Origin of the sequence: Solibacillus merdavium, from assembly GCF_014836935.1 — a bacterium.
GTDB lineage: Bacteria > Bacillota > Bacilli > Bacillales_A > Planococcaceae > Solibacillus > Solibacillus ferritrahens.
Genome location: NZ_JACSPW010000001.1, coordinates 402,551 through 416,320, shown reverse-complemented (window position 1 = coordinate 416,320; position 13,770 = coordinate 402,551). Strand labels below are relative to the sequence as shown.

14 protein-coding genes are annotated in these 13,770 nt (G+C 37.8%); 4 read left to right on the top strand and 10 right to left on the bottom strand.

Annotated features, from left to right (window positions below):
* Nucleotides 1-224: 224 nt before the first annotated feature.
* The 6 genes from H9632_RS01940 to H9632_RS01915 form a co-directional block, all read right to left on the bottom strand.
* Nucleotides 225-1,892, bottom strand: coding sequence for a ribonuclease J (locus H9632_RS01940; RefSeq protein ID WP_191702431.1), 1,668 nt, complete (start codon nucleotides 1,890-1,892; stop codon nucleotides 225-227).
* A 243-nt stretch (nucleotides 1,893-2,135) separates the two neighbouring features.
* On the bottom strand, nucleotides 2,136-3,047 hold the full coding sequence (gene dapA / locus H9632_RS01935) for a 4-hydroxy-tetrahydrodipicolinate synthase (RefSeq protein ID WP_191702430.1): 912 nt from the start codon (nucleotides 3,045-3,047) through the stop codon (nucleotides 2,136-2,138).
* Nucleotides 3,048-3,062: 15 nt separating this feature from the next.
* Nucleotides 3,063-4,103, bottom strand: coding sequence for an aspartate-semialdehyde dehydrogenase (locus H9632_RS01930; RefSeq protein WP_191702429.1), 1,041 nt, complete (start codon nucleotides 4,101-4,103; stop codon nucleotides 3,063-3,065).
* An 84-nt stretch (nucleotides 4,104-4,187) separates the two neighbouring features.
* Nucleotides 4,188-4,778 carry a dipicolinate synthase subunit B gene (locus tag H9632_RS01925; RefSeq protein WP_191698355.1) on the bottom strand — a complete coding sequence of 197 codons (591 nt, stop codon included), beginning with the start codon at nucleotides 4,776-4,778 and terminating at the stop codon, nucleotides 4,188-4,190.
* Nucleotides 4,771-5,547 (bottom strand): dipicolinate synthase subunit A, encoded by a 777-nt coding sequence (locus H9632_RS01920; RefSeq protein WP_225223617.1) that lies wholly within the window; start codon nucleotides 5,545-5,547, stop codon nucleotides 4,771-4,773. Before H9632_RS01920 ends, H9632_RS01925 begins: the two co-directional genes overlap by 8 nt.
* Complete coding sequence (locus H9632_RS01915) at nucleotides 5,540-5,812, bottom strand: YlmC/YmxH family sporulation protein (protein ID WP_191702427.1); 273 nt, start codon at nucleotides 5,810-5,812, stop codon at nucleotides 5,540-5,542. The genes H9632_RS01920 and H9632_RS01915 overlap by 8 nt, the downstream gene beginning before the upstream one ends.
* Nucleotides 5,813-6,219: 407 nt before the next feature.
* Between H9632_RS01915 and H9632_RS01910 the strand changes: the two genes are divergently transcribed.
* Genes H9632_RS01910 through H9632_RS01895 form a run of 4 tightly spaced genes read left to right on the top strand, consistent with a single transcriptional unit; the run spans nucleotide 6,220 to nucleotide 8,649 of the window.
* A complete protein-coding gene (locus tag H9632_RS01910; protein WP_191702426.1) occupies nucleotides 6,220-6,591 on the top strand; it encodes a GntR family transcriptional regulator in 372 nt (123 codons plus the stop codon).
* A 2-nt stretch (nucleotides 6,592-6,593) separates the two neighbouring features.
* Entirely contained in the window at nucleotides 6,594-7,439 is an 846-nt protein-coding gene (locus H9632_RS01905) for an ABC transporter ATP-binding protein (protein WP_191702425.1), read from the top strand.
* Nucleotides 7,436-8,032 carry an ATPase gene (locus tag H9632_RS01900; RefSeq protein WP_191702424.1) on the top strand — a complete coding sequence of 199 codons (597 nt, stop codon included), beginning with the start codon at nucleotides 7,436-7,438 and terminating at the stop codon, nucleotides 8,030-8,032. Before H9632_RS01905 ends, H9632_RS01900 begins: the two co-directional genes overlap by 4 nt.
* Nucleotides 8,029-8,649, top strand: a complete 621-nt coding sequence (locus tag H9632_RS01895; RefSeq protein WP_191702423.1) for a hypothetical protein — start codon at nucleotides 8,029-8,031, stop codon at nucleotides 8,647-8,649. Before H9632_RS01900 ends, H9632_RS01895 begins: the two co-directional genes overlap by 4 nt.
* A gap of 42 nt (nucleotides 8,650-8,691) precedes the next feature.
* Here H9632_RS01895 and H9632_RS01890 read toward each other — a convergent pair whose 3' ends face one another.
* The 4 genes from H9632_RS01890 to ribF form a co-directional block, all read right to left on the bottom strand.
* Nucleotides 8,692-9,918: a M16 family metallopeptidase gene (locus H9632_RS01890; protein WP_191702422.1), complete on the bottom strand. Its 1,227-nt coding sequence runs from the start codon at nucleotides 9,916-9,918 to the stop codon at nucleotides 8,692-8,694.
* Nucleotides 9,919-10,026: 108 nt separating this feature from the next.
* Complete coding sequence (gene pnp, locus H9632_RS01885) at nucleotides 10,027-12,141, bottom strand: polyribonucleotide nucleotidyltransferase (RefSeq protein ID WP_191702421.1); 2,115 nt, start codon at nucleotides 12,139-12,141, stop codon at nucleotides 10,027-10,029.
* 272 nt (nucleotides 12,142-12,413) lie between these two features.
* Nucleotides 12,414-12,683, bottom strand: coding sequence for a 30S ribosomal protein S15 (rpsO, locus tag H9632_RS01880; protein ID WP_191698364.1), 270 nt, complete (start codon nucleotides 12,681-12,683; stop codon nucleotides 12,414-12,416).
* Between the two features lie 137 nt (nucleotides 12,684-12,820).
* On the bottom strand, nucleotides 12,821-13,768 hold the full coding sequence (gene ribF, locus H9632_RS01875; RefSeq protein WP_191702420.1) for a riboflavin biosynthesis protein RibF: 948 nt from the start codon (nucleotides 13,766-13,768) through the stop codon (nucleotides 12,821-12,823).
* Nucleotides 13,769-13,770: the final 2 nt, after the last annotated feature.

Below are 13,770 nucleotides of genomic sequence, written 5' to 3'. Positions count from 1 at the left end.
AGTATGCTATTTGGCTTCTGTATCATTTTTCCCTTAGCAAATTCATCGTATACCCTGGAAACCTTCATTTCCATTAATGGTGGTAATTGAATGATGAATTAAAATTAAGTTAGAAAAAGGGTTTTCTCACGCAAATAGTAAGAAAACCCTTTTTATCTTCATTCAGCAGCTTGCACTGCCTTCAAACAAACTGACGCAATTACGCCATTGTGTAATTGAATTGATTAATATTCCATAATAATTGGAATGATCATCGGACGACGCTTTGTTTTTTGGAATAAGTATTGATTTAATGTATCTCGTATTTCCTGTTTAATATTCGTCCATTCAAACGTTTCTTTGCCAACGTATTTTTCAATTACTTCACGTGCCATGTCAGCCGCTTCTTCCATTAACTGCTCTGACTCACGCACATAAACAAATCCACGTGATAAAATTTCCGGACCTGATGCAATTTTCTTCTGTGCACGGTTCAGTGTCACAACGACAATAAAAATTCCATCTTGAGAAAGTAACTTACGATCACGTAGTACGATATTTCCTACATCGCCTACTCCAATTCCGTCAATCAGAACATTTCCGGCTTGTACACGGCCTGTCATGCGCATTTTACCGTTTTTGTATTCGATAATATCGCCTTTATCCGCGATGAAAATTTGTGACTTTTGTAAACCTACTTGTTGCGCCAGCTTAGAGTGCGCAATTAGCATACGGTACTCTCCTTGAATTGGCACAAAGTATTTAGGCTTCATAAAGTTAAGCATTAATTTTAAATCTTCTGCACTACCGTGACCCGATACATGTACTTTCTTATTTGAAGTCATGACGTTTGCGCCCGCTTTTGCAAGCTGGTTCATTGTATTGTACATCTGCACTTCCATGCTTGGTGAAGGTGTGAATGTAATTAATACTGTATCTGTATTTTTTATTTTAATATCTCGGTGATGTTTACGGACAATTTTATCAAGTGCATCAAGTGGCTCGCCTTTATTGCCTGTTGCCATCACAATGATTTCATCGTCCTGATATTTATGGATTTCATTTACTGGCACAATGATTTCATCGTCCACTTCCAAATATCCTAAGTTAACCCCGATATCGACAATTTTCTCCAAAGATTTCCCTACTACTGCAACTTTTCGGTGCGATGAAGCAGCTTGTTTAAATACCTGCTGAATACGAATGAAATTGGAAGCATATAGTGCTACTATAATTCTGCCTGGTGCCGAGTGGAACGTTTTTTGCAATTCTTCTGCAACAACCGCTTCACTTGTTGTATAGCCTGGGCGTTCTGCTTCAATAGACTCCGATAAAAGCATAAAGACGCCTTCTTCTCCAAGCATCGCCATTTTCGCTAAATCCGGCTTAAACTTGCCTGTTGCCGATTGGTCAAATTTAAATTCACCAGTATGAACGATTGCCCCTTCGGAAGTATGGAACACAATACCTAAAGAATCAGGAATACTATGTGTCGTATGGAAGAATGTCACATACGTTGAATTAAAGTTCATACGGCTATTGCTCGTTACTTCAAAGAATTTCACCTGATATGGTGCCGGCAATTCTTTTAAATGCTCTTTTGCCAGTGCAATTGTTAATTTAGACCCGTACACAGGTGCCTTTACCTTTTTCAATACATACGCAATCGATCCAATTGCATCTTCATGTCCGTGCGTAAGGAAAATGCCTTTTACGCGATCTTTGTTTTCCTCTAAATAAGTAATATCTGGAATTACAATATCTATGCCCAGCATTTCGTCCTCTGGGAACATGAGCCCACTGTCTACTACGAATAGCTCTTCATCGATTTCTATTACATACATTGATTTTCCGATTTCGCCAACTCCACCTAATGGAATGACACGGATTAGTTCATTTTTTGTTTTTGTCACTTTATTTCCTCCTAAATTGTTCCGAACAGCAACCACTTAAACTTCATTATACGGTGAGAATGTCGTTAGTACAAATAAAAAAGTGATTTTATCTTTTTTATGAAAAATATGTAAAACTAAAACTATTACAGTGCCTAAAGAGTTTGTTATTCTCAATATAACATATTGTGCGTTCTAATCGATTTATATTACTTATAAAAAAACAACCACTACCTCCTTTTGAAAGTAGTGGTTGTTTACTTATTAGTTTGTTTGTAGAGCGCGGAACTGTTCTGCTTTTGCCTGATACGTATTCCAAATTTCATCAAATGCAGCTTTTTCTTCAGGTAGCATTTCCATCATTGGCATTCGAACATCTAATGTATCAAAGCCTAATTTTGTCATTGCATACTTAATTGGTGATGGATTAGGCTGTGCAAATAATGCACGGACTAGTGGTAGTAAGGCACGGTGAATCTGGGCAGCTTCCTGATGACGACCTTCTTCAAAAGCACGAATCATTTGCTGCATATCTTTTCCGACTACATGTGAAGCAACTGATATGATGCCACGACCGCCGATTGCAAGTAATGGTAACGTCAACCCGTCATCTCCTGAGTATACGAAGAAATCCGAATCGACATTTTCAATAATATCACCCATTTGATCTAAATTGCCGCTCGCTTCTTTAATGCATGTAATATTCGGTACATCCTTGCTTAATGCAATAGTTGTTTCCGCTAAAATATTTGCACCCGTTCGACCAGGTACATTATATAGCATTATAGGTAGTGTTGTTTCCTTGGCAATAGTTTCAAAGTGAGCATACATACCGCGCTGGTTTGGCTTGTTATAATATGGTGTAACGAGCATAATGCCATTTGCGCCATTTTCTTCAGCTTTATGTGTCATCATAATTGAATAGGCAGTTTCATTATCTCCTGTACCTGCAATAACAGGCACACGACCTGCCACTTTTTCCACAGTAAAACGAACGACCTCAATTTTTTCCTCTGTTGACATCGTTGGGTTTTCTGAAGTTGTTCCACAAGCGATAATTGAATCTGTGCCATTGTCAATCAAATGGTTAATAATTCGCTCTAATTCAGGATAATTAATCGTGCCGTCCTTTTTAAACGGTGTAATCATCGCTGTACCAATTCGTCCAAAATCCATTACTAAATCCTCCCCTTATAGTAAGTTATCCTCTAGCATAGCTTCTGCAATTTGAATTGAATTAAGTGCAGCACCTTTTAGTAAGTTATCTGACACAATCCATAAGTGGAATCCTTTTTTATTGTCCAAATCTTGGCGAATACGTCCAACGAATGTCGGTTCTTCGTTTTCTGCAAATATTGGCATAGGATAAACTTGCTGTGCTGTATCATCCTGTAAAACGATTCCTGGAGCATCTTTTAATACGTCGAAAATCTGCTGTACTGTCGCTTCTTCCTCAAGCTCAATATACACTGATTCCGAGTGGCCAGATACGACAGGAACACGGACACAAGTAGCAGCAACTTTTAATTCAGGTGCTTCCATAATTTTTTTTGTTTCGTTAATCATTTTCATTTCTTCATATGTAAAGCCATTATCCGTAAACTTATCAATTTGCGGAATGACATTACGAGCGATTGGATAATGCTTTTTATCGGATTTCACAGGAAGAACATTTGCTTCTACGTTTTTTCCTGCATCCCATTGTGTACTTTGATCGCGCAATTCTTCAATCGCTGCTATACCTGAACCTGATACAGCCTGATATGTCGATACGACAATTTTTGTTAAGCCGAACTTTTCACGGATTGGCTGTAATGCTGCGACCATTTGAATTGTCGAACAGTTTGGGTTTGCTATAATCCCTTTAGGAATTGTCTTTAATGCATGGCGATTTACTTCAGGTACTACAAGCGGTACTTCCGGATCCATACGGAAGTGGCTCGTATTATCAATTACAATTGCGCCGCGTTTTGCTGCTTCGGGTGCCAAAGCCTCCGAAACAGCGCCACCTGCAGAAAATAAAGCAATATCAATACCTTCAAAGCTTTCCGGTTTTGCTTCTTCTATTGTATATGTTTCACCGTTGAATTCTATTTTATTACCTGCCGAACGAGCAGAGGCTAAAAATTTAATAGATGCAATCGGAAATTTACGCTCCACTAATTTCTCCATCATTTTTGTACCAACTGCCCCAGTTGCTCCTACTACCGCAACATTTAACTTTTTCAACATGTCTCATCTCTCCTAAAAATATCGGTATGTATATAATGTTGGATATTGTATCATATATTATTTGAATTGTGTTAGATTTTTTGATTATTTAAAATATTGTATAAATATAGGTTGAATCTGTTTTTTATGAGCGAGCGTATATGCTACAGTATCGAGCATTTTTGTGAAATCTGCTATTAGCGATGTAGGTTTATTAATTGGATCATCCTGACCGAATGGAATGAAAAATATATTTTTGGCATTCATAAGTTTCATTAAATTCATCCCATTTAAACCAAGTGCATCATTCGTTGATATACCAAGTACAACAGGTGAGCCATTACGCAATGTCGCCTTTGCAGCCATCAATACTGCACTGTCTGTAGCAGCATTGGCAAATTTACTGATTGAATTGCCTGTCATTGGTGCAATCACCATACAATCCAATGGATTTTTGGGTCCAAACGGCTCTGCCTCCGCTATTGAACTGACCACCTTTTCCCCCGCCTGCTCTTCTATTTTTGCAATCCACTCTTCACCTGTTCCGAATCGTGTTGCAGCATGTAATACAGAAGGAGTAATGATCGGTACTACCGTTGCACCGGCTTCCCGAAATTGTGAAATTTTCGGTACAACATCTTCATAGGTACAATGTGATGCAGTTATCCCTAAACCAATGCGTTTTCCTTCAAGCACTTGTTTCCTCCTTTCGCAATTCTACTATTGTTTCTGTTAATAACTTGGCTGCAGCCTGCGGAAAGTATATACCAGGTAATCCAGGCAGCAACTCATACTGAGATAATTTTAAATCATCTAGACACCCTGGACTTGAAGCAAGGTCGTAAATAGGGCGAGTAGTCCATGATGCGTAGTCTTTTGTTAGCCAATTAGTTGGAATCGTATTTATAAGGAAATCAGCATCCACACTGTTTTCTCCCTTTAATTCTACGCCTTTGTAACCATATGCAAGCGCTTCAGCCTTCTGATGTTCGGACCTTACTGCGATAATGACTTTTGCATTTAAACGTGTTAAAAACAAAGCAAGCATTTTTGCTACGCGTCCAAATCCTGTGATGATGAATGTTTTATACTGCACATTTACTTTTGCCTGATATAAATGAGCTAAAAAGCTTTCTGCAGTAAGCGCCGCATTTTTCCAGATAAATGTTTCATCTGTTAAATAATAATGAATGCGTTTCCCCTGTAGAAGTTGTTGCCATTGGTCGTTAAGTTTTCCTGAAAAAAACTGCGCTTGGCGTATACCTAATAGTTCATCCACTTGAATCGTTAAAGGATGGATTGGCAGAACAATTTCTGTTGGGTGTAACTCTAATGCTACTTTGTTTAACGCTTCATCCCATACAGCAGTGTTCTTGTAATAAACCGTTCGTTCATTCGTAGATAAATGCTTTGCTAAAAAACGCATTCGTTCATCTGTTCCAATTATAAGCCAGCGTTCATTCATCATTTGCATGCTTTAAAGTTGATGTTGTTTTTTGAAATAATACCCGATCTTCGCCAATCAAAATAATTTCTTCCCAAGGAATATACTTCACCATACCCGGCTTTTTCTTTTGAAATGGCATTTTCACCATTTGTGGCGGCATTTCAAAGCCTGTAATTTTCCCTGTTTTTGCATCGAAAATACATTCGGTCTCTGCTAAAAAGCCATAACGAACCCCGTTCTCCATTTCGATCAATTCTTTCTCAGCGAGCTCTGATAAAAGCATTGTATCCCTCCTCTTGTAAGAGCCTACCATTACTATATGCATCAAGTCAGTTAGAAGTGAAATGGTTCTCATATTAAGTTTAAACGGCGGTGACTCCAGATTTACTAGGTATTTGCTTTGTAAAAATAGAGGTAAGAATTTCCCTTATTTGATAAATCTCATTAAAAACAGCTGAAATAGCGGTAGAAATTTCCCTTATTGAGTAAATATCAATGAAAAAAATTAATTTTTCGAAGGATAACGGAAATCTATTCCCTTATCTTCCTATAAAAATAAGTAATTTTTAAAATAAGGGTAAAATTTCCACTTATTTCAGTACATCCAAATTTTTCTAACTTTTCAGTAGACACACATCGAATAACTGTATATACTGTACATATACAGTTTTACATTAGGTGGTGAAAACAGTGATAATCAAATTAAGTAATAATAGCGACAAGCCGATTTATGAGCAAATTACCGACCAGTTAAAACAGGCTATATTGACTGGTGTTCTTGTAACAGGGGATTCCCTTCCTTCTATAAGAGCATTGGCGAAAGAACTGAAAATTAGTGTAATGACGACAAAGCGGGCGTATGCAGATTTAGAACGGGATGGATTTATTGAAACCATTGCCGGCAAAGGTAGCTATGTATCCGAGCGCAATCAGGATTTTTTGCGCGAAGAGCTAATTCGTCAGATTGAAATTCATTTTACTAAAGCAGTATCCATTGCAAGAACGGCAAATGTGCAAAAACAGGAACTGCATGACTTACTCGATTTACTATTGGAGGAATGACGATGAATGCAATTGAAGTAAAAAATGTATCGAAACAATTCAAGAATTTCCGGTTAAATAATATATCCTTTACTGTTGAAAGCGGAACGATTGCAGGTTTTATCGGGCAAAATGGTGCGGGGAAATCTACGACAATAAAAGTCATATTAAATTTACTCAAAAAAATAGAGGGCGATATTCTCCTGTTCGGAAAGGACCATATTGCGCACGAAGTGGAGTTAAAGGCTCAAATCGGGGTAGTGTTTGATGAACTGCACGTACCTGAAAACTTTACTACTAAAGAATTAGATGTACTTTACGGCAATGTGTACCCTACCTGGGATCGTCCTTATTTTAATGATTTACTAGAACAGCTAGATGTACAAAAATACGACAAAATCAAAACGATGTCCAAAGGAACTAAAATGAAGCTAGCTCTATCATTGGCATTGGCACATCGACCGAAACTTTTACTGTTGGATGAACCAACGGCCGGACTTGATCCGATTGTACGCGATGAAGTGCTGGGTATGCTACAAAACTTTATGGAACAGGAAGACCATGCGATACTGTTTTCTTCTCATAATACAACTGATTTAGAGAAAATTGCGGATACGATTACATTTATTCATGAAGGCGAAATTCTGTTTAGTGAAAACAAAGACGATTTGCTGTACGGCTATGGGATTTGGAAAGGATCACTTGAAGAAGCGAAAGTAATTCCGAATCATTCGATTGTCGGTAAACGGGATTATTTATTTGGAGTCGAGTACTTAGTTATGCGTGAATTTGTGAACCCTGTTATTGAACTGCAAAAACCGACGATTGATGATCTGATGCTGTTTTTCGTAAAGGGGCGACAACGATGAAACAGATGCTTTTCCGTTATTATGAACAAGAGTTGTCTGCATGGATTTTGTTTACACCACTTGTGGCATCATTTTTCGCGCTCCCTCTATTATTTGAAGGTGGCGAATTCGCTGCCTATTTTATTCTTTCTATCAGCATAACGGTGCTGTGTGCAACTTATTTGGATTTACGCGAAAGCCAGCTCGTCATGACAAGTTTATTTCCTATTTCAAAAAAGACGTTTTTCATTGTGGATATTTCTTTTATCGGTCGGTACGCCTTGTACTATATACTTTATACAATCGTAGTAACTTCGGTTATTCAAACTTTACTAGAGCAGCAGCTTGTACTTCCTTCTGCCAAACAAATTTTGTTAAGCATTGTTATCAGCTTTTTAATAATTAGTATTTTCCTGCTGTTACGCCGTATCAAATATGGGTATTACGTTAACCTTTCCATGTTTTTTATCCCGTTAGCTTTTACACAATTAATATCCTTGATTATTAGGCTTTCAACATTTCACAGCATACTATTATTCTTTAGTTCACTAGTACTTATTATCATCGCAGCAAGCATCACTTATTTTCGTGAAAACAGGAGGGACGTCACATGATTTCACTGTTAAAAATACATTTTTATTTATCACGAAAGCTACTCTTTACCGCATTTTTATTCATTATAGGGCTCATAGCAATTCAGTGGGTTATCCTTAGAGAAATTAATTTAGGTTTTGTGACAATATATTTTATAAGCTTAACGCCCGTATTAAGTATTAGTTATTTACTCGAAAACCACTTCATAAGAAAGTTTCGGGTAATGCCGATTGCGCCTAAAGACTTTGTGAAAAGTTTATTTATTTTCAGTTTACTACAGATACTTATCATTCTGCTTCCTATTGGAATTTATCAAACGATTATATATTCGGATAATCAAATAGAGGCCTTTGAATTATCATTTATCGTCATCTTCTTTACTGCAGGAATTGCTTCTATTGGTTCGATGCTGAAAAACTATTTAAGCAATCCTTCACAGGGTACGAAAAGTATTTCAATTTGGTCCATTATCGGTTATTTGTTCATCTTTACTATTGTGCATTTCTTCATCATGCTTATATTTAGTATTATGGACATCAAACTAATGGGGGCAATCTTCTTGCCGATTATTGGGTTAATTGTTTACTATCAATACTATAAAACAGCCGTAACAAAATTTAAGACAGCTGAATTTTAAAAGGACAGCGCTTGCTAAATGTTAGCTGCGCTGTCCTTTCTTTTATTCGTTTTCCGGTCCGATAATGGCAATCGCGGGCTCGGTTAATAAAATTTGTGTAATGAGCTCATCGATGGTTTCCATTGAGATTGCATCAATTTTTTCCAATACTTCATCAACAGTACGATGGTTTTGATGAATAAGCTCATTAACCCCGTTACGGTTCATAAAGTCTTCGGTTCCTTCAAGGCCTAATACGAAGCCGCCTTTTAGTTGTTCCTTTGCATTATCAAGTTCAACTTCCGTTATCCCGCCTGTTACGAGATCAAATAAAGTTTGATCTATTTGCTGCTTTAACGCATCCAAGTTTTGTTTGGAAGCTGAAGCATAAATTGTAAATGTTCCAACATCCTCAAAACTTGACTGATAGCTGAATACGGAATACGCCAGTCCGCGCTCTTCCCGTACTTCCTGGAATAGACGAGAGCTCATATTACCGCCAATAATATTGTTCAGTGCAATAAAGCTGTACATTTTTGGATCTTTTACAGAAATCGCGGGAAATGAAATGGCGATATGTGCCTGTTCTGTATCTCTTACTTTTTCAATTTCACCTGGTATAAATGTAGGATAAGAAGGCTTGGAAACAATCGATTCCGAGCTTGCTTCATAGTTTCCAAATAAAGCTTCTACTTTTTCCAATAAATCTTTTTCAATATTACCAGCAATCGAAATGACAACATTTTGAGGACCGTAATGTTTCGCCATATATCCGCGAATCATCTTTTCGTCAAATGTTGCCAACGTTTCGGGTGTTCCTAAAATTGGTCGCCCTAACGCATCTTCAGGGAACATTACTCCCCATAATTTTTCATGTACATCATCAGCTGGATCGTCTTCACTCATATAAATTTCTTCTAGCACAACTTGTCGTTCCCGCTCGATGTCTTCCTGCGTAAATAAGGAATTAAAAAACATATCGGCTAAAATATCAACTGCCAGCTCCCCATGATGGTCCAGCACTTTTGCATAATAGCACGTATGCTCTTTTGACGTGAAGGCATTAATCTCCCCACCAATACGGTCAAATTCTTCGGCAATTTGACGGGCTGTCCGGTTTTTTGTTCCCTTAAATAGCATATGCTCGATAAAATGGGTAATCCCATTTTCTTCTTTCATTTCATAGCGTGAGCCTGCATTGACCCATATTCCGACCGATAAAGATCTGACATGAGGCATCTGCTCTGTCACAATGCGCACACCATTTTTTGCTGTAATTACTTGTACCATAAAATTTTCTCCTTTAATTCGGCTCTTATTAATCATCTTATTTAAAAAAGAGGCTGTACAATAGTGTACAACCTCCCTTTTCATCTTGTTAAAAGCGCTTGGAATTAATTATTTCCCTTGTTCTGCGCGCTCTTTTTCTTCTTTAATAACTACTTTGCGTGATAAGTTTACGCGACCTTGCTTGTCAATTTCAATACACTTCACAAGTAATTCATCGCCTAGTTTTAATACGTCTTCTACTTCTTTCGTACGTTCTTCCTGAATTTCCGAAATGTGTAGTAAGCCGTCTTTACCTGGGAAGATTTCACAGAATGCACCAAATTTTTCAATACGTTTTACTGTTGATAAGTAGTACTCGCCTACTTTAGCTTCACGTACGATTGATTCGATCATTTCTTTTGCACGGTTAATCATTGCTTCATCTGCTGAAGCGATGTAGATTGTGCCGTCTTGTTCTGTATCAATTTTAACGCCTGTTTCATCAATAATTTTATTGATTACTTTACCACCCGGTCCGATTACGTCACGGATTTTGTCAGGGTTAATTTTGATTGAAACGATTTTTGGTGCATATTGTGATAATGAAGTACGAGAATCAGAAATCGTTGACATCATATGATCTAAAATGTGCAAACGACCGATTTTCGCTTGAGTTAATGCTTCTTCTAAAATATTACGAGATAGACCATCGATTTTAATGTCCATTTGAAGTGCTGTTACACCTTTAGCTGTACCTGCCACTTTAAAGTCCATGTCACCAAGGTGGTCTTCCATACCTTGGATATCTGATAATACTGTATAGTGCTCGCCTTTTTTAACAAGACCCATTGCAATACCTGCAACTGGTGCTTTAATTGGAACGCCGGCAGCCATAAGTGCCATTGTAGAAGCACAAATCGATGCTTGAGAAGTAGAACCGTTTGATTCTAATACTTCCGATACACAACGAATTGCATACGGGAATTCTTCTTCTGATGGCATTACTGCTAAAATCGCACGCTCACCTAATGCACCGTGACCGATTTCACGACGACCTGGGCTACCGTATCGACCTGTTTCCCCAACTGAGAATTGTGGGAAGTTGTAATGGTGCATCCAACGTTTTGAATCTTCAATACCTATGCCGTCAATAATTTGTACATCACCTAAAGCACCTAATGTACAAATTGATAATGCCTGCGTTTGTCCACGTGTGAATAAAGCTGAACCGTGGGCACGTGGCAATAAATCAACTTCAGAAGAAAGTGGACGGATTTCATCTTGCTTACGACCATCCGGACGAACTTTGTCTTCTGTAATTAAACGACGCACTTCATCTTTTACCATTTTATCTAAAATAGCCTTAACTTGCTTCATCGTCGCATCATCAGCTTCTTGAGCTTCATATCCTTCGATAATACGTGTTTTTACAGCTGTAATATTTTCTTCACGTAATTGCTTGTCCACTGTTTGGATCGCTGTATTCATATCAGCTTCACATTCAGCTTTAATCGCTACTGTTAAGTCTGCATCTAGTTCATATAATGTTACTTCTAATTTTTCTTTACCTACTTCAGCAATAATTTGCTCTTGGAAGGCAATTAACTTTTTGATTTCTTCATGGCCAAACATAATTGCTTCAAGCATGATGTCTTCAGTTACTTCTAAAGCACCTGCTTCTACCATGTTAACCGCATCTTTATTACCTGCTACTGTTAAGTGAACAGTCGATTTTGCTGCTTGTTCCACTGTAGGATTCACAACGAATTTACCGTCGATATAGCCTACATGAACACCAGCGATTGGTCCATCGAATGGAATATCCGAAATAGCTAATGATAATGAAGAACCAAACATTGCCGCTACATCTGCTGGGCAATCTGAATCATTTGACATAACCATTAAAATTGATTGTACTTCATTACGGAAACCATCCGGGAACATTGGACGGATTGGACGGTCGATTAAGCGAGAAGTTAATACTGCCGCTTCTGATGGACGTCCTTCACGTTTAATGAAACCGCCTGGGATTTTTCCTGCTGCGTATAGACGTTCTTCAAAGTTAACTGTTAACGGGAAGAAATCTAATGGCTTTGGTTGTTTAGACATTGTTGCTGTAGCTAACACTGCTGTTTCGCCATAGCGTACCATTGCCGCACCATTTGCTTGTTTTGCTAACTGACCTACTTCTACTACGAGTGGACGACCTGCCCATTCATACGAAAAGACTTTTTTTTCGTTCATTAATTGAACCCCTTTCTTATTGAAACACTCTACGTATCATTTTATGTACCATAGTAAGTGTATCAAAAAAGCGTTTTCTATGCTAAATTTTTTGATTAAATTTATATAAATTTAATCATTATTTTAAACTTTCCAGCAATGGTTTAACTTCTTTCAACAGGCGTTTATACACCTGCTCAAAGAAGTTAAACATCGCACCATTGTTATGGAAAGCTGACTGATTTCAAAACATAATAAAAAGCGGGAAAAATCCCGCTTTTTATATTGTCAGATTAGCGACGTAATCCAAGTTTAGTAATTAATTCACGGTAACGAGCTACATCGTTTTCACGTAAATATTTTAATAAATGACGACGTTTACCTACCATTTTAAGAAGACCACGTTGAGAGTGGAAATCTTTCTTGTGAGTAGCTAAGTGAGCGTTTAAAGCGTTGATTTCTGCAGTTAATACAGCTACTTGTACTTCTGGAGAACCAGTATCTGTTTCGTGCACGCGGTACTCAGCGATAATTTCGTTTTTACGTTGTTGTGTAATTGCCATTTAAAATGACCTCCTAATAAATAAAATATCCCCAATAGCACAGCAATCGCTGGAGTTGCGTGAAAGCCGAGCTAAGGTTCATACGAGAGTTTCGTACTTATGAATAGTACCATAGTTCTTTATATGTGTGCAACTATTTAGCGCAGTTCTTCAAAATAGGCGATTGCTTGTTGTTTATCCATTTCGATTTGCTCAATTAAAGCTTCTATTCCGTTGAATTTCCGTTCACTGCGAATACGTTTATACCAGCCTACGATTACCTCTTCACCGTAAATATTTTTATCAAAATCCAAAATATGCACTTCGATGGATAGTCGCTTTTCGTCCGGATTGTGGAAAGTCGGTTTATAGCCAACATTGCATACACCTTTATACCACTCATTTTGCACTAAAATTTTTACTGCATAGACACCAGTAGCTGGTATGTAACATCCTTCCATTGCCTGCACATTTGCTGTAGGGAATCCCATCGTACGTCCGCGCTTATCCCCATGGACAACAATACCTGGAACTTCAAATGCACGCCCCAATAAGTTACGAACTTGCTCCATCTCACCGTCTTGTAACGCTTTTCGAATACGCGTAGAACTTATTTTTTCTTCAATATCTGAAAGCTTATCAATAACTGTCACACCGTATTTACCGTTTGATAATTGTGCCATAAGCTCCATATTCCCTTTTCCGAATGCTCCAAATGAGAAATCAAAGCCTGCAGTAACATGCAAAACGTTTAAATCAATAATAAAATACTCGATAAATTGTTCAGGTGTTAGCTTCGCAAAATCTGATGTGAAATTCACAACAAATACAGTATCGACATTTAGTTTTTCCAGCGTATCCAACTTTTGTGAAAGTGGCGTAATATAAAACACCTTTTCATTGCGTCCACCTAATACGATTGATGGATGTGGATCAAATGTCATGACAGCACTTTTAATATTTAGTTCTTCTGCTTTTTGTTTTGCAGCCTCAATAACCGCTTGATGCCCTTTATGTACCCCATCAAAAAAACCGATTGCCAATGAATAGGGCTGTTTTCCTTTTTGAGCTAATTGATGGGGGTATTTTAAATGAATAACGTTCATTA